General features: G+C 70.0%; 24 protein-coding genes and 1 pseudogene. 7 read left to right on the top strand and 18 right to left on the bottom strand.

What is annotated here, in order from left to right; genetic code table 11:
* Positions 1–7: 7 nt before the first annotated feature.
* From ACX9TP_RS41910 to ACX9TP_RS41875, 8 genes are read right to left on the bottom strand one after another with little or no spacing between them, the layout of a single operon-like run.
* On the bottom strand, positions 8–3325 hold the full coding sequence (locus ACX9TP_RS41910) for a glycoside hydrolase family 2 TIM barrel-domain containing protein (RefSeq protein ID WP_482976293.1): 3318 nt from the start codon (positions 3323–3325) through the stop codon (positions 8–10).
* Positions 3322–4692 carry a GH1 family beta-glucosidase gene (locus tag ACX9TP_RS41905; RefSeq protein ID WP_482976292.1) on the bottom strand — a complete coding sequence of 457 codons (1371 nt, stop codon included), beginning with the start codon at positions 4690–4692 and terminating at the stop codon, positions 3322–3324. The genes ACX9TP_RS41910 and ACX9TP_RS41905 overlap by 4 nt, the downstream gene beginning before the upstream one ends.
* Positions 4673–5665: an ABC transporter ATP-binding protein gene (locus ACX9TP_RS41900; protein WP_482976291.1), complete on the bottom strand. Its 993-nt coding sequence runs from the start codon at positions 5663–5665 to the stop codon at positions 4673–4675. The genes ACX9TP_RS41905 and ACX9TP_RS41900 overlap by 20 nt, the downstream gene beginning before the upstream one ends.
* Positions 5662–7422 carry a dipeptide/oligopeptide/nickel ABC transporter permease/ATP-binding protein gene (locus ACX9TP_RS41895; protein ID WP_482976290.1) on the bottom strand — a complete coding sequence of 587 codons (1761 nt, stop codon included), beginning with the start codon at positions 7420–7422 and terminating at the stop codon, positions 5662–5664. The genes ACX9TP_RS41900 and ACX9TP_RS41895 overlap by 4 nt, the downstream gene beginning before the upstream one ends.
* Positions 7415–8395 carry an ABC transporter permease gene (locus tag ACX9TP_RS41890; RefSeq protein ID WP_482976289.1) on the bottom strand — a complete coding sequence of 327 codons (981 nt, stop codon included), beginning with the start codon at positions 8393–8395 and terminating at the stop codon, positions 7415–7417. The genes ACX9TP_RS41895 and ACX9TP_RS41890 overlap by 8 nt, the downstream gene beginning before the upstream one ends.
* Before the next feature lie 2 nt (positions 8396–8397).
* Entirely contained in the window at positions 8398–10038 is a 1641-nt protein-coding gene (locus tag ACX9TP_RS41885; protein ID WP_482976288.1) for an ABC transporter substrate-binding protein, read from the bottom strand.
* Positions 10035–10898: a glycoside hydrolase family 16 protein gene (locus ACX9TP_RS41880; RefSeq protein WP_482976287.1), complete on the bottom strand. Its 864-nt coding sequence runs from the start codon at positions 10896–10898 to the stop codon at positions 10035–10037. Before ACX9TP_RS41880 ends, ACX9TP_RS41885 begins: the two co-directional genes overlap by 4 nt.
* Entirely contained in the window at positions 10895–12121 is a 1227-nt protein-coding gene (locus ACX9TP_RS41875; RefSeq protein ID WP_482976286.1) for an ROK family transcriptional regulator, read from the bottom strand. The genes ACX9TP_RS41880 and ACX9TP_RS41875 overlap by 4 nt, the downstream gene beginning before the upstream one ends.
* A 562-nt stretch (positions 12122–12683) precedes the next feature.
* Here ACX9TP_RS41875 and ACX9TP_RS41870 point away from each other — a divergent pair.
* On the top strand, positions 12684–13007 hold the full coding sequence (locus tag ACX9TP_RS41870; RefSeq protein WP_482976285.1) for a hypothetical protein: 324 nt from the start codon (positions 12684–12686) through the stop codon (positions 13005–13007).
* 90 nt (positions 13008–13097) lie between these two features.
* On the opposite strand, the gene ACX9TP_RS41865 is transcribed toward ACX9TP_RS41870, so the two are convergent.
* From ACX9TP_RS41865 to sitA6, 3 genes are all read right to left on the bottom strand, one after another.
* Positions 13098–13736 (bottom strand): hypothetical protein, encoded by a 639-nt coding sequence (locus ACX9TP_RS41865; RefSeq protein ID WP_482976284.1) that lies wholly within the window; start codon positions 13734–13736, stop codon positions 13098–13100.
* Between the two features lie 188 nt (positions 13737–13924).
* Entirely contained in the window at positions 13925–14644 is a 720-nt protein-coding gene (sitI6, locus tag ACX9TP_RS41860) for a SitI6 family double-CXXCG motif immunity protein (RefSeq protein ID WP_482976283.1), read from the bottom strand.
* Positions 14645–14650: 6 nt separating this feature from the next.
* Positions 14651–15325 carry a SitA6 family polymorphic toxin lipoprotein gene (gene sitA6 / locus ACX9TP_RS41855; protein WP_482976282.1) on the bottom strand — a complete coding sequence of 225 codons (675 nt, stop codon included), beginning with the start codon at positions 15323–15325 and terminating at the stop codon, positions 14651–14653.
* 477 nt (positions 15326–15802) lie between these two features.
* Here sitA6 and ACX9TP_RS41850 point away from each other — a divergent pair, with 477 nt between their 5' ends.
* The 5 genes and pseudogenes from ACX9TP_RS41850 to ACX9TP_RS41830 form a co-directional block, all read left to right on the top strand.
* Positions 15803–16615: a hypothetical protein gene (locus tag ACX9TP_RS41850; protein ID WP_482976281.1), complete on the top strand. Its 813-nt coding sequence runs from the start codon at positions 15803–15805 to the stop codon at positions 16613–16615.
* Positions 16612–17535, top strand: coding sequence for a type VI immunity family protein (locus ACX9TP_RS41845; RefSeq protein WP_482976280.1), 924 nt, complete (start codon positions 16612–16614; stop codon positions 17533–17535). Before ACX9TP_RS41850 ends, ACX9TP_RS41845 begins: the two co-directional genes overlap by 4 nt.
* A gap of 16 nt (positions 17536–17551) precedes the next feature.
* Positions 17552–17989, top strand: a complete 438-nt coding sequence (locus ACX9TP_RS41840; RefSeq protein ID WP_482976279.1) for a hypothetical protein — start codon at positions 17552–17554, stop codon at positions 17987–17989.
* A gap of 69 nt (positions 17990–18058) precedes the next feature.
* Complete coding sequence (locus ACX9TP_RS41835; protein ID WP_482982306.1) at positions 18059–18301, top strand: IS66 family transposase; 243 nt, start codon at positions 18059–18061, stop codon at positions 18299–18301.
* A pseudogene (locus ACX9TP_RS41830) lies at positions 18267–18512 on the top strand (IS66 family transposase); the annotation flags it as partial. The gene ACX9TP_RS41835 and the pseudogene ACX9TP_RS41830, both read left to right, overlap by 35 nt.
* A 65-nt stretch (positions 18513–18577) precedes the next feature.
* Here the strand turns inward: ACX9TP_RS41830 and ACX9TP_RS41825 are convergent.
* Together ACX9TP_RS41825 and ACX9TP_RS41820 are read right to left on the bottom strand one after the other, a co-directional pair.
* On the bottom strand, positions 18578–18844 hold the full coding sequence (locus ACX9TP_RS41825; protein ID WP_482976278.1) for a DUF6289 family protein: 267 nt from the start codon (positions 18842–18844) through the stop codon (positions 18578–18580).
* A gap of 202 nt (positions 18845–19046) precedes the next feature.
* Positions 19047–19187 carry a hypothetical protein gene (locus tag ACX9TP_RS41820; RefSeq protein WP_482976277.1) on the bottom strand — a complete coding sequence of 47 codons (141 nt, stop codon included), beginning with the start codon at positions 19185–19187 and terminating at the stop codon, positions 19047–19049.
* Between the two features lie 634 nt (positions 19188–19821).
* On the opposite strand from ACX9TP_RS41820, the gene ACX9TP_RS41815 reads away from it, so the two are divergent.
* On the top strand, positions 19822–20001 hold the full coding sequence (locus ACX9TP_RS41815) for a hypothetical protein (RefSeq protein WP_482976276.1): 180 nt from the start codon (positions 19822–19824) through the stop codon (positions 19999–20001).
* Between the two features lie 305 nt (positions 20002–20306).
* Here the strand turns inward: ACX9TP_RS41815 and ACX9TP_RS41810 are convergent, their stop codons facing one another.
* From ACX9TP_RS41810 to ACX9TP_RS41790, 5 genes are all read right to left on the bottom strand, one after another.
* The gene (locus ACX9TP_RS41810; RefSeq protein ID WP_482976275.1) at positions 20307–22355 is read right to left on the bottom strand and encodes a TonB-dependent receptor plug domain-containing protein; all 2049 of its coding nucleotides are present in this window, start codon (positions 22353–22355) and stop codon (positions 20307–20309) included.
* Positions 22356–22489: 134 nt separating this feature from the next.
* Complete coding sequence (locus ACX9TP_RS41805; protein WP_482976274.1) at positions 22490–23533, bottom strand: PEGA domain-containing protein; 1044 nt, start codon at positions 23531–23533, stop codon at positions 22490–22492.
* 58 nt (positions 23534–23591) lie between these two features.
* Positions 23592–24695 (bottom strand): serine/threonine-protein kinase, encoded by a 1104-nt coding sequence (locus tag ACX9TP_RS41800; RefSeq protein WP_482976273.1) that lies wholly within the window; start codon positions 24693–24695, stop codon positions 23592–23594.
* A gap of 176 nt (positions 24696–24871) precedes the next feature.
* Positions 24872–25570 (bottom strand): imm11 family protein, encoded by a 699-nt coding sequence (locus ACX9TP_RS41795; RefSeq protein WP_482976272.1) that lies wholly within the window; start codon positions 25568–25570, stop codon positions 24872–24874.
* Positions 25571–25750: 180 nt separating this feature from the next.
* Entirely contained in the window at positions 25751–26458 is a 708-nt protein-coding gene (locus tag ACX9TP_RS41790) for a metallophosphoesterase family protein (RefSeq protein ID WP_482976271.1), read from the bottom strand.
* Between the last annotated feature and the right edge of the window lie 70 nt (positions 26459–26528).

Here is a 26528-nt window from a genome sequence, read left to right as displayed (position 1 = left end):
GCTTCCCTCAGAGCGAAAGGATTGCATACGCCCCCACCTCGTACTCGCGGCCCTTCAGCCCCTCTTCGAGGGCCGCCGCGCTGAGCCCCTCCGAGTACTCGTTCAGGTAGCGCACCAGCCCCCGCAGGCCGAAGCGCGTCGTCACCGCGCCCAGCACCGGGCGCTTGAGGCCGTACGACACGTCGCCTCCCAGCTGGATGGGGTAGGTGAGGTTGAAGACGCGGTGGTAGTCGTACGGACCCCAGTTGTTGAAGTGCGCCTGCGCCGTGAAGAGCAGCGTGTCCAGCAGCACGGAGCCGTCCAGGCCGAAGCGGTGAATCTGCCGCGCGTCCTCGCCCGGGGACTGGTTGCTGCCCACGAAGGCGGTGCCGTACAGCTTCAGGCGCGGGCTGGGGTTGCCCACCAGCCGCAGCGTCGTCTCCCACTCGTCGCGGGCGGGCGGCGCGGCGCCGAAGGCCACAGTGCTGCCGTCCGCGAGAATCGCGATGCCCGCGTCACGCGACGTCGGCTGCCGGCGGTACACCAGGTCCAGGCCCGCGGCGAAGGGCGCGTCCTCGCGCATCTCCCTATCCCACGACCAGAACCACGTGCCGGGCGTCGGGTCGAAGGTGAGCAGCAGCTCGGCGCCCAGCGTCTCGCGGTTGTCGAGCACCGTGAAGGCGTCCGTCAGCACGTTGCGCGGCCGCACGCCCGGGGAGTACTGCCCCGACACCGCGTCGTACGAGTCGCCGATGGTGGGGTTCGGCCCGATGAGGGGCTTCTGATAGAGCAGGTTGGGGGACACCTGGAAGGTGCTGCCCACCTGCACCGTCATGCCGGCCTGACCCGCGAAGTGGTTGCCGCGGCCGCTCTCGCGCAGGCTCCAGCCCGTCAGCACCGTGGTCTGCTCCGGACCGCCGTCCGCCACGAGCCCCCGGAAGGAGGACTGGACGAACCAGCGCACCGCGCCCATGTCGTAGGTGAGCCGCGCCTTGGCGCCGAGCGTGTCCAGGAACTGCACCTTGTCCTGGAGCACCTCGTAGCCGGTGCCCAGGTAGCTGGGCCCGTCGGTGCGGCGCGTCCAGGTGAACTCCTCGCCGATGCGCTGGGGCGCGGCGAGGATGCCGCCGAACTCCAGCTCCATGGGGCCGCGCGTCCAGTCGAAGCTCAGCGCCGTGCGGCGCGCCACGCGCTCGCGGATGACGGAGCTGGTCTGCTGCGACGAGCCCCGGGCGATGTCCTCCTGGTGCATCAGGGTGATGGCCACCGGGCCCACGCTCTTCTGGTACTTGGCGACGATGGACGGGTTGGCGCCCCAGTACAGCTCCGGCCCTACCGCGACCTTGAGGCCTTCCAGGGTCTTCTTGCCGGCGAACACGACGCCGAAGGGCGCGTTGCCGTGGTAGATGTCGATGTTCGGCCCGTAGTTGGCCTCGCGGTAGAGGTTGAAGAAGTCACCTTCCTCGCCCCAGTGGTAGTGGCCGGTGCGGTAGAAGCCCTCGAGCGCGAAGTCCTGCCGGTCCAGCTTGAACTCGGCCTGGTACAGCGCGAAGCGCTCCAGGCCCAGCGGCTGGCCCACGGCCCCGCCCGGCGCCGGCGGAATGGCGCCGCCCACGCCCTGCGTGGGCACGGGCTGCGTGCCCCGGTTCTCGTAGAAGAGGTTGTTGAGCCGGTTCTGCGCCACGTTGCCCACGACGTTGAACGAGGCGCGCCCGTACACGCCGGACGCCGGCTGGAGCGCCAGGTCGAAGAAGATGGACTCGGTGTGGTCCGCGGCCGTCGCGTTCGCCCGCGTCGTCGCCAGGCTGCCGCGTGACAGCGAGCTGTCCAGCAAGAGGCGCAGGTTGGACACGCGCACCGCGGAGAGCTCCTCCGCGCGCGCCAGCGCCACGGAGGACTCGTAGCCCCGGGACATCTCCGTGGGACGGATGCCCGCGAAGTGCTCGCGGATGGTGTCCAGGTTGGTGGTGGGCGCGTACGGGTCCAGGCGGAAGGCGGCCTGGAGGACGTAGTAGGCGGTGCGCGGCTGCACCCGGGCGATGCCGGCCTCGTCCTCGGGGCCGAGCGCGCAGATGCCGAACCACTCCTCGTTCATGTTGTTCTGGCCGTCCACGAAGTCGGCCGGGTAGCCGCCGTTGGGCCACGAGGCGGTGGTGTCGTGGATGGAGAGGTTGGCCTCCTGGCCGTGCTTCCACCAGCCATCCACCCACTGGAACACGAAGCCGCCAATCGCGTTCTGCGCGCGGCCCTGTCCGTAGCCCTGCGTGTAGATTTCCTCCCACTGCTTGCGCAGGTACTCCGCCTGCGCCAGGTGGTCCTCACGGCCGGCCTTCGCGTCGTACGCGTCCGCGCCGAACTCGGTGAACATCACCGGCTTGTCCAGCTTGCGAGACACCTCGTCGAACAAGTCACGGGCGGAGGGGCCGCGGTAGACGTTGGAGCCGAAGATGTCCAGGTCCGGGGCCAGCCGCGCGATGAGGTCGATGTACTGGAGGTCGCCGTTGGCGATGGACACCGGGTGGCGCGGGTCGCGGGCCTTGATGGTCCGCGCCGCCTCGCCCATCAGCGTGTAGAGCGACTCCGCGCGGGCGGCGTCCTCCTGGCCGGGCAGCGGCTGGATTTCGAACCCCGTCCAGTGCAGGCCGTAGTTGTTCTCGTTGCCCAGCATCCACATCAGCACGCCGGGCGTGTTGCCGTACTTCTCCGCCTTCTGCACCAGGTCCGTGAGCAGCGCCTTGCGGTGCGTGGGGTTGGAGTAGTCCGTGTTCGGCACCATGACGCCGTTGACGTTGGTGCCGTAGCGGCCCATCAGTGGGTTGACCACCGTGTAGATGCCGTAGTTCCGGTAGATGTATTCCACCCAGCGCGGGGGGATGTCATCGAACTGGCGGATGGCGTTGACGCCCATGTCGCGCAAGAGCGTCATCTCCCGCGCCAGCACCGCGCGGATGAAGTCGTCCTGCTGGTTCCACAGCGAGTAGCGGTAGTTCTCGCCAATGGGCGTGTAGCCCCAGTTCATGCCGTGGACGGGGAAGTCGCGCCCGTCCACCTGGAGCTTGAAGCCGCGCTCGTCGCGGTGGACGCGCACGGTGGACACCGCGCTCGCGGAGACCTGCACCTCGCTGGGCCGCACGGTGGGCGCGGGCTGGGCCGCCACCGGCGCGTCGGCCGGAGGCGCCGCGGTGGGCGGTGCCGGCGGCGCGGGCTCGGTGGCCTTCGGCTCGGTGGGCGCGGGCCCGGCCGCCGTGGGGTTGGTGGATTGGGGGCCCGTCGTCGCCGGGGCGGCGGGGGCCGGCGTCTGGGACAACGACGCCGCCAGACACGTCACGAGGATGAGTGAATTCATGCCGCCAGCTCCACGTCCAGGCCGTTGCGCGCCACCACGGCGCGGTAGAGGTGAGCGCTGTCCTTGGGAATGCGCTTCTGGGTGGCGTAGTCGACGAAGACGATTCCGAAGCGCTTCTGGTAGCCGTAGGCCCACTCGAAGTTGTCCATGAGGGACCAGGCGAAGTAGCCGGCCAGCGGCACGCCCTGCCCGATGGCCTCCAGCGACGCCTCCAGGTGCGTGCGCAGGTAGTGGACGCGCTTGGTGTCGCGCACGCGGCCGTCGGCGTCGGGGCCCGTGGCGTAGGCGGCCCCGTTCTCCGTGATGTAGATGCGCCGCGGCTGGTAGTCCTGGTGCACGCGCACCAGCAGGTCCTTCAGGCCGCCCGCGTAGACCTCCCAGTCCATGTCCGTCTTCTCCGGCTCGGCATGGACGGTGCGGGGCTCGTTCTGGGCCTCGGGGATGCGGTCGCTGCGGATGATGCCGCGCGAGTAGTAGTTGATGCCCAGGAAGTCGGTGGGCGCGGCCATGGCCTCCAGGTCACCGGGCTTCACGAAGTCCAGCTTCTCCGAGGGGATGCGCCCCGCGGCCACGTGGTCCGCGATGACGTCCCGCGGGTAGCCCCGGCCGTAGATGGGGTCCAGGTACCAGCGGTTGAAGCCGCCGTCGAAGGCGCGGCACGCGTCCAGGTCCGCCGCGCTGGGGGACGCGGGCTGGGCGGGGACGAGGTTGAGGGTGATGCCCACCTCCGCCTTCTTCACGTTGGCGCGGATGACGGACACCGACTGACCGTGCGACAGCAGCACGTGGTGGGCCGCGGCGAGCGCCTCGCTCCAGTTCTTGTGTCCCGGCGCGTGCTCACCGTTGGCGTAGCCCAGGACGCTGATGCACCAGGGCTCGTTGTGGGTAATCCACTTCGACACGCGGTCGCCGAGCGACTGGCTCATCTGGTCCGCGTACTCGACGAAGGCGCTGACCGTGTCGCGCGCCGTCCAGCCGCCCTTGTCGTCCAGGGCCTGCGGGAGGTCCCAGTGGTAGAGCGTCACCATGGGCTCGATGCCGGCCGTGAGCAGGCCGTCCACCAGGCGCGAGTAGAAGTCCAGGCCGGCGGTGTTCACCTTGCCGCGGCCCGCGGGGAAGATGCGCGGCCAGGCGACGGAGAAGCGGTAGGACTTGATGCCCAGCCAGCGCATCAGCTCCACGTCTTCGCGCCAGCGGTTGTAGTGGTCGCACGCGACGCTGCCGTCCGTTCCGTCGGCAATCTTGCCCGGCGTGGCGGCGAAGCGGTCCCAGATGGACTCGCCACGGCCATCCGCTTCGGTGGCGCCTTCAATCTGGAAGGCGGAGGTGGCCACGCCCCAGAGAAAGTCAGGAGGGAACTGCCGCATCGTCAGGGACTCCTTTCGAGGATTCGAGGTGGCAGCGGACGTGGTGGTCCGCCGCGGGGAGGTGTTCAGCAGGGAGGGTGTCGTGACAGCGCGCCTCCGCGTGGGGGCAGCGGGGCGCGAACGCGCAGCCACGCGGCGGCGCCGGGCCCGCGCCGGCCTTCACCGGCAGCGGCGTATGGAGGAAGTCCGCGCCATCCGGCACGGCGGACAGCAGCAGCCGCGTGTACGGGTGCCGGGGGGCGGCGAGGACTTCCGAGGTGCGTCCGGCCTCGACGACGCGGCCCGCGTACAGCACGAGGATGCGGTCCGCGAGGTGGCGGGCGCTCGCCAGGTCATGGGTGATGAAGAGGATGCCGATGCCGCGCTCGCGCGTCAGGCCGCGCAGGAGCTGGAGCACGCCCCGGCGGGTGGACACGTCCAGCATGGAGGTGGGCTCGTCCGCGATGATGACGTCCGGCTCCACCGCCAGGGCGCGCGCCACGGCCACGCGCTGGCGCTGGCCTCCGGACAGCTCGTGCGGGAAGCGGCGGGAGAAGGACTCCGCGGGCGTCAGGCCCACCGACTCCAGCAGCGCGTGGACGCGCGACGTCAGCTCCGCCCCGGTGGCCCGCCCGTGGCGCAGCAGGGGCCGCTCCAGGTGATAGGCCACGGTGTGGACGGGGTTGAGCGAGGCGAACGGGTCCTGGAACACCATCTGCACGCGGCCCCGGTAGGCCAGGGACGCGCGCTTCTCGCCGGCGAGCACGTTGGTGCCGCCCAGCCGCAGGGTGCCGCCGTCCGGCGCGTCCAGGCGCGCCAGCACGCGGGCCAGGGTGCTCTTGCCACTGCCGGACTCGCCCACCAGCGCGACGATTTCGCCGCGCTTCAGGGTGAGGGACACGTTGTCCAGCAGCGTGCGCCGGGCGCGCGACAGGAAGCCGCCCACGGGGACGGTGCGCGTCAGCCCGGTGGCCTCCAGCAGGGGCGTGCTCATCGGTGGCCTCCACGCAGCGCGGTGCGCGCGGGCGCGAGCTCGTTCGCCGCGAGTGCCACGTCGGGCAGCGGTCCGTCCGTGTCGGCGGCGGTGAGGTGGGGGAAGGACGACAGCAGCAGGCGTGTGTACGGGTGGCTCGCCGAGGTGCGGATGCGCTGCGCCGTGTCCACCTCCACCAGCTTGCCGCCCTGGAGGATGCCCACCCGGTCCGCCAGCGCGAGCAGCAGCGGCAGGTCGTGAGTGATGAAGAGGACCGCGAAGCCCAGCCGGCTCTTCAGCTCCAGCACCCGCTGGAGCAGCTCCTTCTGCACCACCACGTCCAGCGCGGTGGTGGGCTCGTCCATCACCACCAGCTTCGGCTGCAGCGCCAGCGCCAGGGCAATGCCCACCCGCTGCCGCATGCCGCCCGACAGCTGGTGTGGCCACGCGTTCACCAGCCTGGGCTCCAGCCCCACCATGGCCAGCAGCTCCCGAGCGCGGGCATACGAGGACGCCCGCGAGGTGGGGCCATGTGCCGCCAGCGTGTCGTGGAACTGCTCGCCCAGGGTGAGCACGGGGTTGAGCGCGCTCATTGCGCTCTGGAACACCATGGACACCTGCGCCCAGCGGAAGGCGCGCAGCGCGTCCGCACCCAGCGCGGTGACGTCCGTGTCGCCCAGGAGGATGCGCCCCTGCGAGATGCTCGCCGCGGGGGGCAACAGGCGCAAGAGCCCGTAGCCGATGGTGGACTTGCCGCTGCCGGACTCACCCGCCAGGCCGAAGACTTCTCCGGGGGCGATATCGAAGGACACGGAGTCCACCACCCGCGAGCGACCGCGCTCCGTCGCGTAGTCGATGCACAGCTCGCGCACGCTGAGCAGCACGCCGGGTGGGAGGGGCTCACCCTGCGCCGCCGTCACCGCGGGCGTCACCGGGGCCACGGCCGGAGGCATGCGGAGCGAGGGGTTGGTCAGCTCGTCGATGGCGGAGGAGAGCAGCGTCAGCGAGAAGCCGACCAGCGCGATGCACACGCCGGTGGGGACGAAAATCCACCACGAGCGCGTCAGCAGCGCCGCGTCGTTTCCCGCCCAGTAGAGGTTGGTGCCCCACGTCACCGAGCCCACGTCGCCCAGGCCGAGGAACTCCAGGCCCACCTGCGCGCCCACCGCGTACAGCGTGTTTCCGATGAAGGACGAGCCCACCAGCGAGGCCATGTTGGGCAGCAACTCCCGCGCGACGATGCGCGAGCGGCTCTCGCCCACCACGACGGCGGCGGCCACGAAGTCGCGGTTGCGCAGCGCCAGCGCCTCGGCGCGGAAGACGCGCGCATTCCAGGCCCAGCCCGCCACCGTCAGCACCGCCACCATGCGCATGGGCCCGGACGGCAGGTACGCGCCCAGGACGATGGCCAGCGGCAGCCCGGGGATGACGAGGAACACGTTGGTGGTGAGCGACAGCGCGTCGTCCACGCGGCGGCCCAGGTAGCCGGCCGTCACGCCCACCAGCGCGCCCACCAGCGTGACGAGCGCGCCCACCGCGAAGCCCACCGCGAGCGTCTCTCGCGCGCCCACCACCGTCTGGGCGAGCACGTCCTGCCCCTGGCCCGTGGTGCCGAAGAGGTGCGCGCGCGAGGGCGGCTGGTGGGGCCGGCCCACCAGGTCGCTCGGGTCCATGACGAGCCACGGCCCGACGAGGGCGAGCACCAGGAAGAAGAGCAGGATGCTCCCGCCCACCGCGGCCTTCCGGTGGCGGAGCAGGCTTCGGATGGAGTCACGCATGGGCGCGGGTCCTCGGGTCCAACCAGAGGCAGAGCAGGTCCACGGCGAAGTTGGCGGCCAGCACCGCCAGGGTGATGACCAGGAAGAGCCCCTGCATCAGCGGGTAGTCCTGGTTGCGCACCGCGAGGATGAGCAGGTACCCGGTGCCCGGATACGAGAAGACGATTTCCGTCAGCAGCGAGCCGCTCAGCACGAAGCCCAGCGCCATGCCGAAGCCGGTGACGTTGGGCAGCAGTGCGTTGCGCGCGGCGTAGCGCAGCATCACCTGCCGCGGCGGCAGGCCCTTGGCGTGCGCCAGCCGCAGGGTGTCCGTGCCCAGCGTGGCCACCATGGTGTTGCGCATGCTCAGCATCCACCCGCCCAGCGTGGCCACCACGATGGAGGCCGCCGGCAGCACCGCGTGCCGCGCCACGTCCGCCGCGAAGGCGAACGACAGCCCCGGCTCCATGTCGTGTGAGTACGCGTGGCGCAGCGGGAACCACCCCAGCCCGAAGCCGAAGAGGTACAGCGCCAGCATGGCCAGCCAGAAGTAGGGGAACGCGCCCAGGAAGGCGAGCGCGGGCGCCACCACCGAGTCCAGCCACCCGCCCCGGTTCCACGCGGCCAGCACGCCGAGGAACGAGCCCAGCACGAAGCTGAAGACCACGGCGCACCCCGCCAGCCCCAGCGTCCACACCAGCCCGGTGCCGATGACGTCGGACACGCGCGACGGGTAGTACGCGTAGGACAGGCCCAGGTCTCCGGTGAACAGGTGCTTGAGGTACGTGAAGTACTGCACGTGCAGCGGCGCGTGGGTGAAGCCGAAGGCGGCGCGCAGCGCGTCCATGGCCTCGGGCTGGATGCGGCCCTCGAAGCGCGCGAACATGGCCGTCGCCGGGTCCCCGGGCGCGAGCCGGGGGATGACGAAGTTGAGCGTGAGCGAGGCCCACGCCGCGAGCAGGTAGAAGCCGAGCCGCCGCAGAGCGTACTGCATCGTCAGTTCTCCCTCGGAGCGAGCGACGTCAGCACCAGCAGGCTGTCGGGCTCGGCGTGGGGGGACAGGCGCGCGTAGGGGCGCGACTGGCTCGGCCAGCCCGTGAAGCGGCGCGAGTTGGACTCGCCCCAGGACGGGTTGGGGAAGAGGGGAATGGCGGGCGCCGTCTCCGAGAAGCGTCGCTGCACCGCGGCCATCAGCGCCTTCTGCTCGTCCGGCGACGTCTCCGTCTCGAAGCGCATGAGCAGCGCGTCCGCCTCCGCGTCGCCGAAGCGGTGCCAGTTGAACGCGGCGACCTCACCCACCGGGCGCACCGTGCGCGGCGACAGCAGCCACTTGTAGAAGATGTACGGCGTGGGCCCGTCCAGAGACCAGGAGATGGCCAGCTGGAACTCGCCCTTCTGCAGGCGCGCGTACCAGGCGCCGAACTCGTACGTCTTGAGATGTGCCTGCAGGCCGAGCTTGCGCAAATCACGGGCCAGCACCTGCCCGGCGCGCACCCAGTCGGACCAGCCGCCCACCACCTCGATTTCGAGCTCCAGCGGCTGCCCGTCCGCCATCCGCCGCACGCCGTCCGGCCCCTTCTTCAGGCCCGCCTCGTCCAGCAGCGCGTTGGCCGCCGCCTCGTCATGGCGCACCCACGCGCCCTTCGCGGCTTCCGCGTCGCGCCAGCCCGTGTACGAGTCATTGAGGGCCGTGGCATCCGCCGGGCGCGTGTAGCCATACATGGCGATGTCCACCAGCCGCTCGCGGTCCAGCGCCATGCTCAGCGCCTTGCGCACGCGCACGTCGTCCAGCGGGGGACGGGTGGTGTTGGGGTAGAGGAAGACGGTGCTGCCGAAGAGGGGGAACCAGCGCGCGTGGTGCTCCGGGTCCTTGGACACGAAGGTGCGGTCCACGGCGGGCACGAAGTTGCCGGCCCAGTCCACCTCGCCCTCCACCAGCGCCAGGTTGGCCTGGTCATTGGTGGGGAAGGCCAGGAAGCGCAGCGCGTCCACCGCGGGCCGGCCCGGCTGCCAGTAGCGCGGGTTGCGGCCCAGCTCGTACACCTGGTTGCGGAAGACGCGCACCTGGGTGAAGGGCCCCGTGGCCACCGGGTCCGGGTTGGTGAACGTGACGGGGTCCGCCACGTGCTCCCAGATGTGGCGCGGCACCAGCGGCTGGTGCGCCAGCTCCGTGAAGCCGGGGATGTAGACGCGCGAGAAGTGGAAGGCCACCGTGTGCGGCCCCTCGGCGCTCACCTCGGAGAGGAAGCGCCACGCGCCGCCCGTGTCCAGGGCGGGGTGCTTCTTGAGGAGCTGGAAGGTGTAGGCCACGTCTTCCGCGGTGAAGGGGCGGCCGTCGGACCACTGGACGCCCTCGCGCAGCGTGAAGCGCAGCGTCTTTCGGTCCTCGGACCAGGCGTGCGCGGTGGCCAGCCACGGGTGCCACTGTCCGGTGGAGGGGGTGAACACCTCCAGGCACTCGTAGATGCCAGCCCGCGTGGGCCAGCGCGCGTTGGCGCCGGTGAACAGCGGGTTGAAGTTGCGTACCCACGCGCTCTGCATCTCCACGGACACGAACAGCACGCCCGGAGCGCGCGGGCGCGGCTCCGACGAGCAGGCCATCAGCAGCACGGGGAGCAGCCAGAGCGCGCGACTCATGCACGCCTCGCGTAGACGCGCACGTAGTCCACCTTCATCTGCTGGGGGAACACGGTGGTGCGGTCCGGCGGCCCCACGAAGTTCCCGCCCACCGCCACGTTGAGGATGATGAAGTGCGGATGGTCGAAGACCCACCGCTTCCCGGCGGGCAGCTTCGCGGGCGTCGCCTCGAAGAACGTCACCCCGTCGAGCATCCAGCGGATGCGGTCCGGGTCCCACTCCACCGCGTAGACGTGGAAGTCCTCGTTGAGCTTCCCGCCGCTGGAGACGTGCTCGGCGCCGAGGTTGTCCCCCCCGGAGTAGCCCGGGCCATGGAGCGAGCCGCGGACGATGGCCGGCAGCTGGCCCCGGTACTCCATGATGTCGATTTCGCCGCAGTCGGGCCAGCCGACGTCGGCGATGTTCGAGCCCAGCAGCCAGAACGCCGGCCAGATGCCGCGGCCCACCGGCAGCTGGATGCGCGCCTCGTAGCGGCCATAGGCCCGGTCGAACTTCCCGTGCGTCTTGATGCGCGCGGACGTGTAGTCCTTGCCGTTGTAGCGCTCCTTGCGCGAGGTGAAGACCAGGTTGCCGGCGCCGTCGAGCGAGACGTTCTCCGGCCGCGCCGTGTCGAACTCGAGCTGCTCGTTGCCCCAGCCGCCTCCTCCCACGTCGTGCACCCAGCGGTCGGCGGAGGGCGGGGTTCCCGCCGGTCCATCGAACTCGTCCTGCCACACCAGCTGCCATTCCGGGCCCGGCTGCGGCTGGGCGGTGTCGGGCGGCGGCGCCTCGGGCTTGTCGTTGCGAGGGCTCGCCGGGTCACACGCGAGGACGCCCAGGCCCAGTGCCGCGAGCCAGGGGAGGAGACGGAGAGAGGTCATGCCGTTTTTCCTACGTGTTGGATGGGGAAGAGGGAGCGGCTGCGCAGCGCCGCCTGGAGGACGAGGGTGGCCGCGCCCACCGCGATGGCGCGGTCTCCCAGCGCGGAGGTGACGATGCGCGTCTCCGCCATGGACGTGGACAGCGCCCGCTTGCGCACCGACGCGCGGAGCGGGTCCAGCAGGAGGTCTCCCACCGAGGAGATTTCTCCGCCCAGCACGACGATGGCCGGGTTGAGCAGGTTGAGCAGGCCCGCCACGGCGATGCCCAGGTAGTGCCCCAGGCTGTCGATGACCTGCCGCGCGGCGGGCTCGCCCGCGCGGGCGCCCTCCACCAGGTCCTTCACGGTGGGCGAGCGGCGGCTCTTGGTGCCCATCAGCTCCCGCGCGCGCTCCAGCAGCGGGCCGGTGCCGATGAGGGTGACGAGGCAGCCGCGCAGGCCGCAGACACACTGCGGGCCGGACGGGTCCACGGCGATGTGGCCAATCTCACCGGCGGTGCCGCCCGAGCCACGGTAGACGTCCCCGTGGATGATGAAGCCCGAGCCGATGCCGGTGGCCAGCTTGATGTACGTCAGGTCCTCGCCCCCGGTGCCCGCGCCCCAGTAGCACTCCGACAGCGCACCCAGGTTCGCGTCGTTGTCCACGAACACCGGCATGCCGAACGCGGACTTGAGCCAGTCCTGCACGTCGTAGTCGCGCCACGCGGGCACGATGAGCGGCGACAGCCGGCCCGGGGCGGACGGGTGGACGGGGCTCGGGACGGCCACGCCCATGCCCACCACCGAGCGGCGCGGCACGCGCTCCGCTTCCAGGCACTCGTGCACCAGCTCCTTCACCTTCTGGAGCGTGCCCTTCGGGTCGTCGCGCACCGCCTGGGCGGCGTGCCGCTGCACCCGCACGCGCCCGCGCAGGTCCGTGAGGATGACCGTCACGTGGGTGGCGCCCAGCTCCACGCCGAGGATGCTGTACGCGTCGTCGCAGAAGCCGATGAGGGTGGGGCGGCGACCGCCGCGGGACACCCCGGCGCCAATGCTGCGCACCAGCCCGGAGTGCTCCAGGTCCGCGACGATGGCCGACACGGTCGACGGGCTCAGCTCCGTCCGCCGGGCAATCTCCGCCCGGGAGATCTGCCGCTCCCGCCAGATCATGTTCAGCAACAGGCTGCTGTTCTGCGCCCGCATGCCCGCCGCGTCGACCGTCGTCTCCACCGTTCCCACTCTCATCGTGCCCCTACGCTCCGTTCCGCCGCGGGGAAGCTGTGGTGGGTGCTCAGCGCCACGAGATGCCGTCGCTGAAGCCACCCACCACCTTCCGGTCTCGGACGCGGCTGGCGCCGATTGTGTACTGCTTCGGCGCCGTCGTGAGCGCGACGTCGACCCTTCCCTCCGCCCCCGTACATGCGAAACGCTTGTGCCGCTGCATGCTCCCCTCCACTGCGGGATGACTTTGTACATACGGCGAAGAAATGCAGTGAAGCCGAGAGTCGTCGTCTGCGTTGCGCGCCGCGTTGCCGTCGCTGCGCTGCGTCAGAGAAGAGTTCCTCCTCCGCGCGCCTGCTCGGGCCGGCTGCGCCTCCGGGTCCCCGCCTCCCTCCCGCCGCGAACGTATCCGAGTTCGTTCGAGTGGTGAAGAAAGTACCAGCGTCTCCGTTGCGATTGCAAGCGGGGTACTTCCGGCCAGGCGACGTGTGGGGTGGGGTGGGGTGGGCCTGGGCCGGGCGCGGCCCGGGCGGTAGGCTCCGGCGGCAGGATGGGGCTCGGAGGTCGGGCCCGGAGGCGCACCGGCATGGCACAGGACCTGAACTCGCTGCTCCAGTCGCTGCAGGAGCTGACGCGGGCGGCGAAGGAGGGGCGGCTCTCGCGCGAGGAGCTGGAGGTGGAGGTGCGCAAGGCGACGCTGGCCTTGCAGGAGGTGCTCACGCGGCTGGGCGGTCAGCTCCAGGCCACGGCCTCGCCGGCGACGGCGGCGCTGGTGGAGGTGTTCCGCTCGCAGCTGGCGACGGTGCTCCAGCAGAACGACGAGGAGAACGTGGAGCTGGAGCAGACCGACGAGATGAAGAAGCTCAGCGAGGAGCTGGAGCGCCTCAAGCGGGGCTTCATCCGGAGCTGACGCGAGGGCCCGACACGGCCCCGGAACGCACGACGGCCCGCCAACCCCAGGAGGGTGGCGGGCCGCCTTGTTTCAGAAGAGGTGGGTGCTTCAGGCCGCGGCGGCGGGAGCGGCGCCGCCGGTGGCACCGCCCGCGGGCGCGGCGCCCTGGCTGCCCATGGACTGCATGAGCTGGCCAATCATCTGCACCATCTGCTGGAGCGTCTTGAGCAGCTTCTTGATGGGGTCCTTCTCGTCCTCGTCCTCGGCGACGCCGCCCGCGCCCTCGGCGCCACCGGCCTGCTGCGCGCCCTCGGCGCCACCGGGCTGCTGGGCGCCACCGGCCTGCTGCGCACCCTGGGCGCCACCGGGCTGCTGGGCGCCACCGGCCTGCTGCGCGCCCTCGGGGCCGCCGGCCTGCTCGCCGCCCTCACCAGCCTTCTCGCCGGCCAGCGTCTTCAGCACGCTCACCAGCTGCTGGAGGGTGTCGAGGATCTTCTTGAGCGCCTCCTGCGGGTTGGCCTGCTCGGTCGCGCCGGCCTTCTCCGCCTTGCTCTTGCCGGATACACCCTCGAACCCGCTCTCACCCATCAGCGAGCGGAGGATGGGGTTCTGGCTGAGCGCCTTCAGCGCCGTCTGCGCCGTCTCCAGCCCCGGAATCTTGCCGGCCTCGGGCGCCTTGAGCTCGGAGCCGATGGAACGGAAGGAACCCAGCGAAGGACCCGCGGACAGCTTGGAGATGCCGCTCATGGTTATGCTCCGGGCGAAGAGAGGGGGTAGTTTGATAGGGGCTGAAATCCAACCCCTGCAACCATTGTCGTACATGAGGGTTTTTGGTTGCTTGTTGCCTACATTTTCCCCGTTCTTCGCCTGGAAGTCCTGGAGTGACAGGGGTTTAGGTTGATTGACCTGCCCCCAGAAACGCGGCCCGGCGCCGACTATCGCGTTGGCAGCTCGTGGAAAGTGATGCCGTCCAGCTCCAGGCGGCTCACGGCCTCCACGAACCGCTCGGTGCCGATAACCATCGTGGCGAAGTTGCCGACCCGGAACAGGTCCAGCTCCGGAGGCAGGGAGGCCGCAGCCAGGATGGGTTCATCCGGCCGCCCGAAACCCTGTCGGCCACAGGTCGGGCAGGGTGGAGCCTCATCCGGGGGGAGGCAGTCCGGATGGAGCCGACCGTGAGGCTCGATTTGCAGCTCCAAGAGGTCTGGAGGGTTCTTCTGGCGGAATCGCAGCTCTGTGCGGCAGCCCTTCAGCCCACGCACCCCCTCAGCTTGGAGTCGCTCGAGAGCGTGCCGGTGCACGAGAAGCACCTCGATTACCCAGGCGAAGGGAGGGAGATTTCCAAAGGCAGTGCCCACCAACGGCCCGAAGCCTGTACCGGGCGGCAACATGGCATTGGCGGGCGCCAGAGGACGCACCAGCTCACGAAGACGTGCGAACTCCAGGAAGGCCTCAGGTCTGGCCTTCAGGAACTCGCGTTGCTCGGGCAGTTGGGACAGGTCAACACAAGGATATTTGTGACCCGAACCGGCCCATGTGACGCCGCACGTGTGACACCGCGCGCCGGGAAGCTTCCACTTGTGGGCACCATCCGCTGCCCCGCCGTACTTGCGTGCGACCTCCCTGTCCTGACTCGCCCAGAAGAACTGGCTCATTCGTTCTCATGCTCCCGGGCGGGAATAGTAGGGCTGAATGGGACCACCGACGAGTTCGAAGCGGTGAATCAGGCGCCCCGCGTGCTGGAAAATCTGGGTTGGTGACGCATTGGGGTACTGATTCTTGAAGTGGTGCCACGCTTCATTCCACTGGCCTCCAGGTGCCCCAGTTCCGCTGTGAATGCGGTGATGGAGGTCTCGCGGGATTGGCATGGTGTAGTTGTGGATTCTGACGCCCTGAATTTCAAACCAGTCTTTGAGGGCCTGTTCCTGGGGGAAGATGTGGTGCTTCTCCCAACGGCCAGCCGTGAGCTGTCGTGACGGCGGGATGATGCGGTCCGGGGCGCCGTTCCAGTTGGGGAACACCATGACGGCCCCACCTGGGAGCTTCCCCGCGCCTCCCCAGTTCCTCCGGGGCCCCATTCCCGGTGCCGCAGCAGCCGCAGGCGGGCGCGCGGGAGGGAAGCGCGCCAGCTCGAGTTCTCCGGGCAGCTTCCCGCACGGATAGAAGCCGCACGCGTCCCCCAGACACAGGAGCGAGACGCACTGGTCATCCCCTGGGGCGTGGCACTCCAGCTCGGCCTCGTCCCATGCCTGTTGCATGGGTGGATCGGCGACGGTGGAGCAACCCAGCCAGGAGAAGGCAAACAACGAAAGGGCGAATGCATGAAAGGCGCGCATAGTCAGCGTGCCCTATCATTCCTCCTTGCCCTGGCATCTGCACGAGGCTGGCCCCAAGGGGAGTGGCTGCACTGAAGGGCAGAGGCCCCCCGACACCTCGGTTTCAGCGGCACCGGCTGGGCCAGAGAGGCCGCCCGACAGGCAAGGAGTGCGCGCGCAGGCAGGCGGCGGGGGGCCGCGCACCCCTCGAGGGCCACGGCCCGCCAGCGTCCGAGGGAGCGCACAGAGGGACTACCGGACGCCGAGGTGAAAGTGGCCACCAATTCCGCCTTCTGTGAAGCGGCCCCCTCCCGCGCAGTACCGGGCGCTGGCGCGGTTGCTGGAACCGTACTTCTGCGAAGAGGGCGGTGACTGGCCTCCCATGACCCGGCAATTCATGCACCGCGGGCTCCGCCGCCTCTGCCGGTGAGCGGTATCTTCTCTCGAGGTGCCTTGCGGCCCCGGCTTCCCACCCCCTGCCGCCACTGGATGAAGGACATGCCCGCTCGACGTGCCCCATCTTGGCAACCCGCGCTCCTGCTCGTGGCAAGCGCCCTGCTCGCGGCCTGCGCCAGCGGCCCCCGGCGCGAGGAGCTGCGCCTGGACACGGAGACCGCGCATCGCCTCCGACATGCGGCCCTTCTGGGCAAGGGCGCGAGTGCCCTTGCCTCGGGCGCGGCGCGAGCCATGGGCTCCAACCTCGCTGAGTGGGTCCCTGCACTCTTCGGGGTGCTCGGGAGCGAAGGCGCGGTGGGAGAACTCGAAGAGCGTCTCTGGGAGTGCGCCAGGCAGGCCGAACGCAAGGTGAATGGCCGTTATTTCGGCAATCGGGCGCCGACGCGGGCGGAGTGCGGCGAAGAGGTCAACGTGGATGGCTGCGGCGAGCGAATCACCCGGGCCATGCTCCTGGGACAGCAGAAGCATGTCCTGGCCCTCCAGTGTGCTCGCGAGGTGCTGGAGGAACTGTGGCCCGCGCCGTTCAGCGTCGAGCAGCGCTACCGCTACTACCCGAACGCCCGGTGGCTGGAGACGGTGAGCCGGCAAGAAGAGGCGCGCCTCATCAAGGAAGGATGCTCGAAGGAGCTGTGGCGCACCATCAAACCGGACCTGGTGCTCCATGCGGACGGAGACCTGCTGCGCTCCGTGCTCACCCTGGACTTCAAGTTTCCCTGTCCCAACACCAATGAGCCCAGGTGGACGCGATACGGAGAGAGCAGCGCCTATGCCAACTCCAACCAAGGCGAGGTCTACGAGGGCGCACTGGGGGGAAAGCCCTTTCTCATTTCGCCCGGCCTGGGGGTGGCTCCATGAGCAAGGATATTCCCGTCATCCGCATTCCGAGCATGCGCAGCGATGTCGAGGTTCGCGACGGCGTCATCCTCTGCTTCTTCATGCGCCGCTCGCACGGAGACGTGGCTTCAGCGATGTGGCGCGCCCTGCAGGCCTACAGGCGTGCCATCTCGCCCAACGCATTGAACTGGTACGGCGCGGACGATGGAGACACCCTGCCGTTGGACGCCAAGGGATGGGAGCACATCCGCGAGAGGATGCTCGAGCGGCCATGGGCGGGCGCCGCGCGGCACGTCTCGCTGGCCGAGGCGACTGGCGAAGCGGGCGGGTACCACTTCAACTACGATGGCCGCCAGCTCGAGCATCCCTTGCACTGGCGCAAGGAGGGCGCCAGCAGCGCGGTGTCCTTCTCGTTTCCCACCGAGTACCTCCTGGAGCACGGCCCCGCGCACCTGCGTGCGCTGGCCCTGGAGCTTGGCCGGGAGCTGCCCTTCAGCTTCGGCTACGCCAGCCTCGCCTTCGTCTCGCATCCCGGGCTCTGGCACGGTGTCCGGAAGCAGCTCGTCGGTCTGCTGGAGCGCTACCTGGGGCTGGACCTGTACCTGCTGAGTGAGACGGGCAACGTCATCGGTACCGGGGCGCGGGGGGCGTACTGGCTGACCTTCCTGGGCCCGCCGCTGCTGAACCAGCTCGGCGGTCAGGAGGCGTTGCGCGAGCAGCTCTGCTTCCCGGAAGTCACCTTCGAGCCAATGGAGAGGGAGCGGCTGCTGCTGACGCTGGGGGAGTGGCCAGAGGCCATGGACACGGAGAAGGGGCCCCCTCCCGCGCAGTACCGGGAGCTGGCGCGGCTGCTGGAGCCGTACCTCTGCGAGGAGGGCGGCCTGTGGCCTCCCATGACTCGCGAGTTCATGCACCGCTGGCTCCGCCGGCTCTGCCGGTGAGCGGTAGCTTCTCGAGGTGCCTTGCTGCCCCGGGCCGCTGCTTCGGCTGCAAGAGGCGCCGCCCGCGCGGGTCCACCAGGTGGTGGAGTTGCCGCGCATCGTGCCCGAGGTGAAGCAGTACGCGCTTCACGCGGGCTGGTGTGCCGGCTGCAACGCCTGGCGCTGCGCACCGTTGCCGGCGGGCGTGCCCGAGGGCAACTTCGGGCCGCGCCTGACGGGCTTCATCGCGCTGTGCACCGGACGCTTCCGTCTGTCCAAGCGGCTGGTGCAGGAGTGGGTGGAGGACGTGCTGGGCGTGGACCTCGGGCTCGGCAGCGTCAGCAACCTCGAGCAGGCGGTGAGCCAGGCCCTGGCAGCTCCGGTGGACGAGGCGCGCGCGTACGTCCAGACGCAGCCGGCCGTGCATCAGGACGAAACCGGATGGTGGCAGAAGCACGCACGCGCCTGGCTGTGAGTGGCCAGCACCGCGGCCGTGGCGGTCTTCCTCATCGTCAAGAGTCGCGGCAACGCCGTGGCCCAGACCATGCTGGGAAAGAACTTCGGGGGCACGCTCATCTGCGACCGGTGGTGTGACTACAACCGGGTGCACGCCCTGAAACGGCAGGTCTGCTGGGCGCACCTGGTGCGCGAATTCGAAGGCTTCGTCGAGCGCGGCGGGGAGGCGAAGCGGCTGGGAGAGTTGCTGCTGGCGGAAGTCTTCGTTCTCTTCGAGTGGTGGCACCTGGCTCGCGTTTGTCTATACCGAGCGCATCGAGCCCACCAGTAATCTCGCCGAGAGGGACCTGCGCCATGCTGTCATCTGGCGCAAGACCCGCTTCGGCACCCAGCGCGAGGCCGGCAGCCGCTTCGTCGAACGCATCCTCACCGCCGTGATGAGCCTCAGGAAGCAGGAGCGCAACGTGCTCGACTCTCTCACGGACGCCCTCGAAGCTCATCTCCACGGCACGCCCGCGCCCTCGCTGCTGCCCGGCACGTAACCTCAGCTCACGTTCCCGGCCCGTCACAGTCCCTACCGCGACCTCAGCGAGTTCGTCGTTTCAGCTCAAGGGCACTCGCCCAGGCTTTCTTCGACGAAGTAGGAGCTCCTGCGTCCCGTGCGTTCGGGCGTGCTGCCGCAATAGCAGCGCTCCGTGCCGACCACCGTGGTGTGCGTGGCGTCGCTGTAATAGGTGATGAAGGACTCCGTCAGACAGATGAGCCGTTGCTCCTGTGAGTCCACCTCCGGCTGCAATCCCGCGTCGGTCTCGTCCACGCCACAGCCGAACTGAAAGCCGACTACCGCTAGCCCCAGAATCAAGAATGAACGCATTGCTCCTCCAGATGGGTGAGGTGCTCCAGGTGATTGCAGCGAGGGTATGATGCCATGAATTCCCGCCAGCACATGCGGGCCACTCCATTTCGTGGCACATGAAATACTCCAACACCTATAGAAAGACGCTCACGGGGGCAGGCATTGTTTCTGTCACACGTGGGCAATGTCTGGATCCAGAGGAACACAACTGGATGGATTTCTAGCGGTTGGGAGGAAGCAGCTCCCGGAGGGCGTCGGCGACGAGCCCCTTCGCTCCACGTGCCGCCGTCTCCAGCATGTCCCGGATGCGGCCGAGCGTGGCGGGCTCCACGCCCTCCAGCGCGCTGAGCGCCGCGCCCACTTTCTCCGAGTCCCCGGCAGACGCAGCAGGCGGGGAAGCAGCGACACCGCCGCCTTGAGCAGCGGTGGAGAAACTGCTGAGGGTGGTGCGCCACCGGGTGCTGCGCCTGCTGGAGAAAAGAGGGGCCTGCCCGCGCGAGGGCCCGAGGACGCGCAGCTCACGTGGAGGGCTGAGCGAGACACCCACCGTCTCGGATTCTCCAGCGACGAAGGGCCTGCCCTTGCGAGCGGGCTTCCACCGCGCGAGGGAGCGCGCAGGTGGGACTGATAACCGGAGCCTCCCGGCAGACCCGTTCTGACGCTTCGTCTGACATCGGGCCCGGCTCGCTCACGGCCATGGCATCCGAGCGCTCGGAAGTCACCAGCTGGGCCACAGAGGCCGCCCGACAGGCAAACCGTGCGCGCGCAGGCAGGCGGCGGGGGGGCCGCGCACCCCTCAAGCGCCACGGCCCGCCAGCGTCCGAGGGGGACGCACAGAGCGGCGACCGGACGCCGAGGGGAAAGTGGCGGAGGCCCCTCGCCTACGTGGTGGGCAGCCAACGGCTTGTCGCCCGGGGCCGTGAATCATCCACGCGGGGCGGCGCTGCTCACGCTAGGGTCCGCCACACTGACGTACCCCTTCCCCGGAGAAGACGATGCCCCAGGACAAGAAGACCCCGGCCGCGACGAAGGTTCCGGCCGAGAAGAAGGCCCCGGCCGCGCCCGCTGCGAAACCGGCGCCCGCCGCAACCGAGAAGCCCGTGCGCCGGGCAGGCAAGCCCAGCAACTCCTTCCTCGTGCAGAACCCGCCCTCGAAGCGGTTCCCCTCCCGCTGAGGAGGTCGCCAGAGCGCGTCATCCGTGAGTGACGCGCCACTCCCGGGCGTGGCGAACACGGCGTGGAGGGAGAGGCGGAGCGCTTCAACCGCCATCCCCACCGGGACTCCCGTCCCGCCACCCCTGCAACCCGGAGCCCCGATGTAGGCACTCCCGTTGTCGGACGTGACAGCGGGCGCGTTGTCCCAGGAACGCAGTCAGCAGGAGTGCTCCGGCCGTACGCGCCTGCGCGAAAACGAATTCAATATGTATGTGTTTCTCGCGCGTTGCCTCTGCGCCTGCCCGCCGCGTCGTGCATTCTCAGACTACGAGTCGCTCCCCGGGTCGAGCAGGTAGCTCACGCGCACCAGGAACTCGCGGGAGAAGACTGGCAGCGGGGCGTGGCCGCCGTTGTAGGGCTGGGCCAGGCGGAAGTCCGTGCCCATCAGGTTGTAGATGCCCGCACCCAATTCCAGCCCCGGCGTGCCCACGTTCTGCGCGCTGACGAAGAGGTTGAGCAGCAATTGCGTGGGCAGCGTCTCCACCGCCGAGTCCCCCGCCTCGTCCGGCGCATCCACCGCGTAGCGCTTGCCCACGAGCACCGCGCTGGGGCTGACGGTGAGCCACGGCAGCACCTTCACGTTTCCGGCGACGGACGCCTTGTGGGTGGGCATCGCGGTGAAGGCGTTGGAGTGCCCGGGCACCTGGTAGTCCTCCACGTCGTTGCGTCCGGACGGCGTGTAGAACGAGTAGTTCAGCGCGAGCCGGCCCCAGCCCGCGCGCAGGTGGTAGTCCAGCTCGACGCCGCGGCTGCCCAGCCGCCCGAGGTTCCGGTACGCCTCCGTGTTCGACACCGCGTCGTACGAATAGATGATGGGGTCCGTCACGCCCATGTCGAAGACGTTGGCGCTCACCGTCTGCCCCTCGCCGAGCCGCAGTGTGCCCTCCAGCTCGAACACGGTGGTGCGCTCCGGCCGGACGTCGTCGCCCAGGCTGATGTTCTCGATGCCCGGCGCGCGGAAGGCGCGGCTGAAGAGCGCCTTGGCGCTGAATGGCCCGAAGGCGCGCAGCAGCACCAGCCGCGGCACGAAGGAACCGCCGAAGGCGCTGTGATTCTCGTAGCGCGCGCCGGCCACCACCGTGGCGATGGGGTTGTCCAGGTAGGCCTCCATGAAGCCCGCCAGGTTGAGGTACGAGACGCGCTCGGCGCCCTCCTCACCGAAGGCCGTCTGCAGGCCCACGTCCGCGGGCCCGTTGAGCCGGCCCTCGTCGGACGTGACGTCCACGCCTCCGGTGAGCTGGAGGAAGTCCAGCGCCGCCCAGCGCGCCATGGCCCGCCCGCGCAGCCGCCGCACCTGCTTGTCGTAATAGAAGGCCGAGTCCTGGTCCGAGTCGCGGAACGGCTCGGACAGGGTGAGGTTGAAGCGCGAGGCGAGCTCCAGGCGCTCGCTGGGGCGGAACCTGTTGCTCAGCTCCGCGTGGAAGGACTCGAACTCGGTGGGGGCCGGTGCGTCGAGCACCTCGTCGAAGGCGACGATGGTGGACGTGGTGTTGCGCTGGTACAGCACGCTCAATTGCAGGTCCTTGTAGCCCACGCCCGCCTGGACCGTGGTGGGGTCCAATTGGCTCTGCCCGCCCATGGTGGCCGAGTTGCCGAAGTAGTCCTGGAACTCGGCGTCGCTGCGCTGACCCTGGCCCATGGACGCGGAGGCGAAGACGCTCAGGCCCGGCGCGGACTCGAAGACCTTGCGCCCGGAGACGGTGAGGCTGCGGCGGCCGTTGACCGTCTCCAGCTCGCCGTAGGTGCCCGTGAGCTGCAGGTCCGTGCTGCCCTGGACGCCGCGGGTGATGACGTTGATGACGGCCAGTTCCGCGTTGCCGCCGTAGATGACCGAGCCCGGGCCGCGCACCACCTCGATGCGCTCCACCAGCTCAATCGGGAACTCGTGGCCGAGCTGCATCGTCGAGTAGAGCTGCTCGTTCATCTCCTTGCCGTCGATGACGAGGAGCACCTTGCCCTCGTACCCCCACAGGCCGCGGAAGCCGGGGCCCACCGAGCCCTGCACGTCCACGCCGAAGAAGAAGCCTGGAATCTGGAGCAGCAGGTCCATCAAGTCCCGAGCGCCGGAATCGCGAATCTCGTCCGCGTTCATCGCGGTGACGACGGCGGGGGACTCCTGGAGCTTCGTGACGGCGAAGGAGGCCACCTGGCTGTGGACCTCGGGCTCCTCGCCGGTCGGCTCGGCGTCCTCCGGGGGCGTGGAAGGCTCCACCTCATCCGCGGAGGAGGAGGGCTCCTGTGCGAGGGCGGGGCTCGTGCACAGGGCGAGGGACAGGGCTACGGGACCAACGGGCCACCAGGAGCGGACGCGCATGGGACTCTCGGACAAAGGTGAGCGCCGGCCTTCGGGGCCATCGCTCGGGGGTGTGGGGAGGGGACAGGGCGCGCCGGCCTCGGGGCTGGCGCTCGGGGGAAGGGGCGGGGAGCCAGGGCTCCCGGCGCGGTGGCTCAGCGAACGCGGACGGCGGTGAGGCGGTCGGGCTCGACTTCGACGGTCAGCTTGCGCTTCACCACGCCGTTGACGCGGACCTCCACGCGGGCGGGCCCGGCCGGAAGGCCCTGGGCCTTGAGGGGCGGGAAGCCATAGGGGCGGTTGTTGATCCACACCTCGCCGTAGAGCGCGGGCGACGTGACGTCGAGGTCCCCCTTCCCCGTGGCGGCGCGGGCCACGGGAGGCGGTGCGGCGGGCGCCGGAGTGGCCACCGGCTGCATGGCCGCCGCCGCGGGACTCGTGGGCGCCGGAGCCGCCGCCACCGGCTGCGGCGCGGGGCGGGACGGCGGAGGCGTCAGCTCGGCGGTGAGGTCCTTGTTGATGGAGTGGACCTCCTCCTCGCCCAGCTCCACCGTCTGCTCGGACAGCCGGCGCTCTCCCTGCGCGAGCGCCACGCGGTACGTCCCCGCGCGCAGCGGCACGCGCGCGGGCGTGAGGTCCACCGTCTTCCCATCCACCAGCACCATCAACCCCGGCGGCGTGGACGTCACCAGCAGCAGCCCGTTCCGGGGCTCCTCGGCCGCCGCGTCAGGCTCCTCGCGAGGCTGCGAGCGCGACGCCACCCGGACGGGCCGGGCCTTCGGCTCCCTGCGCGTCGGCGCGGAGGGCTCGCGCACGGCCCGGGTCCGCTCGCCGCGCGTGCGGCTCTGCTCGCGGGTCCGCAGGTCCGCGGCGATGCGCAGCAGCTCCACCAGGTCGCCCTTGTCGTCCTTGCGCAGCCGCAGGGCCTCGGTGAACTCGGCCACGGCCGTCTCGTAGTCGCGGTCCTCCAGCGCGGCCAGCCCCGAGGCGCGCCGGGCCCGGGCGAGTCCGGAGCTCGGGTCCTCCGCGGGCGCAGGCGCGACGGAGGCCACCGTCACTGGAGACGGGGGCCTGGGCGCCTCGGCGACGGCGGGGGCCACGGGGCTCGCGGCGCGGCGGCTTCGCAGCACACCGTAGACCACGCCATTGGCGGTGACGGTGCCCAGCAGGATGACGGCAATCCAGGTCGACTGTTTCATCGGTGTCTCACTGCGGCCCGAGGGAGCGGAGGGACTGCCCCGTCAGGCCACGGCCGCTTCAGGCGGCGAAGTACCAGAACAGCGCGGTGCCAATCGCGGAGACCCCCGCCGCCACCGCGATGCCCCAGGGAAATCCCGCCGCGCCCGCACGCGCCGGAGCCGTGCCACTCGGAGTCAGCGCGAGCAGCCCGGTGCTCTCTCCCGCGGGAGGCGGAGGCTTCGCGCTCGGGGAGCCGCTCGGCGTGCGGGCGGTGCCGGAGCCGAACGCGGGCAGCGCCGTGGGCAGCTGCCCCGACGGGTCCGGCGGACACAGCTTCGTCACCAGCATGGCCAGCTCGCGCCCGCCCGACGTCCAGTGCTGCGAGGAGCGGAACCTTTCCAGGTCCACGTGCAGCTCGCGCGCGCTCTGGTACCGGGCGTCCGGCTCCTTCTGCAGCAGCTTGAGGAGGATGGCCTCCAGGCCGGGCGGGAAGTCCGGGATGGCCTCAGACGGCGCGGGCACGTGCGCCTGCGACGCGGCGACGATGGTCGCCTCCACCGTCTCCCGCTTGAACAGGCGCTTCCCGGTGGAGGCCTCGTAGAGGACGATGCCGAGCGAGTACAAATCGGAGCGGTGGTCCAGCTCCCGGTTCGTAATCTGCTCCGGCGACATGTACGGGTACTTCCCCTTCACCACGCCGGTGACGGTGCGCTCCATGTTGACGGAGCTCTTCACGATGCCGAAGTCGGCCAGCTTGACGATGCCGTCGCGCGACACCAGCACGTTGCCGGGCGTGATGTCCCGGTGCACCAGCTTGAGCGGCGTGCCGTCCGGCAGCGTCTTCGCATGCGCGTACGAGAGCGCGTCGGAGATGGCCAGCCCCACGTCCACCGCCACCCGCGGCCCCAGCGGGAAGGCGCCCTTCCACGCCTGGCGCAGCACCCGGTCCAGGGACTGGCCCTGAATCCACTCCATGGCCAGGTAGTACTGCCCGTCGATTTTCCCGAAGTCGAAGACCTGGACGATGTTCGGATGCGTCAGCAGCGCGGCGACCTTCGCCTCGTCGGCGAACATCCGGCTGAAGGCCTCCAGGTTCGCGTACTCCGGAAGGATGCGCTTGATGACGCAGGGCTTGGAGAAGCCGTCCGGCCCGTCGATGGAGGCCAGCAGCAGGTGTGCCATGCCTCCAGACGCGAGTTGCTGGAGAATCCGGTATTTTCCGAAATACGCCTCTCCTGTGTCCAACGCGCGCCTCAGGTATAGCTGGAAAAAGAGGAACGTACTGGAGAAGCGGCCTACCCCACAAGTTTGCAACCGGGTGTCAACCAGATTTGAACACCGGGGAGGGGGGCCCTCCCTCAGACGGGCTTGGGCGTCTTGCGGCGGGCCTTGCGGTGCTGCTTCTTGGGTGGGGGCTCCGTCACCTCCGCGAAGCGCGCGCCGGTGATGCCCGCGTGCTCGAGGGCTTGCTTGATGCCCTCGGAGACGATGAGGCTGACGGGCCAGCCCCAGGAGCGGAAGACGCGGGCGCCGTCCGTCTTCTCGGGGTCGATGCGCAGGCCGCGCACGCTGCGGTAGTGACCCACGCGCTCCGGCCGTCCATCCTCGGGGGTGTAGCGGTGGACCTCCGCGCACCTGCGGTCGTCGATGCAGCGCACCAGGCGGGTGGCGACGAGGATGAAGTACGGCTCGTCGCAGTCCTCCACCTCCACGGGTAGGAGCTGCACGTCGTCGGGCGCCAGCTCGCGGAAGATGGACGCCACCCGCGCGTGCACCACCGGCGTGAGGCCGGCGCCAGCCAGGGAGAAGTCGAGCGGGCGACCCTGCGGCTGGACGGTGGCGCGCAGCTTTCCCAGGCCCCGCACCGGCGCGCCGGAGGTGAACAGCCAGACGGAGTCCACCTTCTTCTTGCGCTCCAGGGAGAAGGGGTCCCCCAGCTCGCGCCGGCCGGGGGCGCGGAAGTCGTCGTGCAAGTCGTAGTAGCGCACGGGCCGGGCCGGCCGGGAGGGCGCCCGACGAGCGGCCGACTTCCGGCGGGAGGGCGCTTCGAAAGACACCTCGGCCGGAGTCTCCCACAGGCTGTCGGCACGGGGGCCGTCAGCCTGTCTCGGGGAGCGTCGCGCCAGAAGGCGAAGCGCCTCGGTGAGCCGCCTGAACATCCGCCGATTTTACCCCGTCCCCGACAGGGAGGGAGCACGGTGCACACGACGCCCCGGCTCCCCTGCCTCCTCCCCGGGCTACCAGGAGGTATGCAGGGAGTAGCCCGCGGTGCGGGTGTCCAGGCTGAGGAAGGAGAACTGGCCCTCCGAGCACGTGCCACTGTTGAGGAACAGGCGGCTGCCGTGCTCCACGCGCATGCCCAGGTGGGTGTGCCCGGTGACGACGATGTCCGCGCCGCTGTCGTTGGCGCGCGCCAGGGCCCACTGCTGGAAGGTGCAGCGCGCCGGGTCCGGCAGCGCGTTGGTCAGCCGCGCGTCCAGCGCCTGGAACATGCGGAACATGGCGCGCAGCCGCATCCGCCGCAGCCAGGCCCCCGCCCACACCGCCGCCTCGGACAGGAAGCGCGCCTTGCGGATGACCCAGTCGTGGTGATGACCGTGGGTGAACAGCATCCTCACCCCGTCGGCCTCCAGGACGAGCTGCTCGGGCGCGCCCAGCAGCGTGCCGGCCACGAGGTCATGGTTGCCGTGGATGTAGTGGTACTGGGGCCGCGCGAAGCGCCCGACGATGTCGGGGTGGGCCGCGCGGGCGGCGGCGAGCTCCGCCGCCTGCCTCCCCGGCGTCCGCGAGGTGAGTGTCTCGAAGATGTCACCCAGCAGGACGATGCGCTCGAAGTTGCTCTCCAGGAAGCGCAGGAAGCGCAGGAAGCCGGAGTCGTCGTGCCCGAAGTGGTCCGCGGCATCGCGCCGCCCGAGGTGCAGGTCCGAAATCACCGCGATGCGCATGGGTCCTCCTTGCTCCTTTCGTGGATAACGCGCTCGGGAATTTCGAACCACGTGACTCGTGCGGGCCGGT

Source organism: Pyxidicoccus sp. M15 (assembly GCF_056858435.1).
Note: the sequence above shows the minus strand (reverse complement) of the source record. Positions and strands in the feature narration are given on the sequence as shown.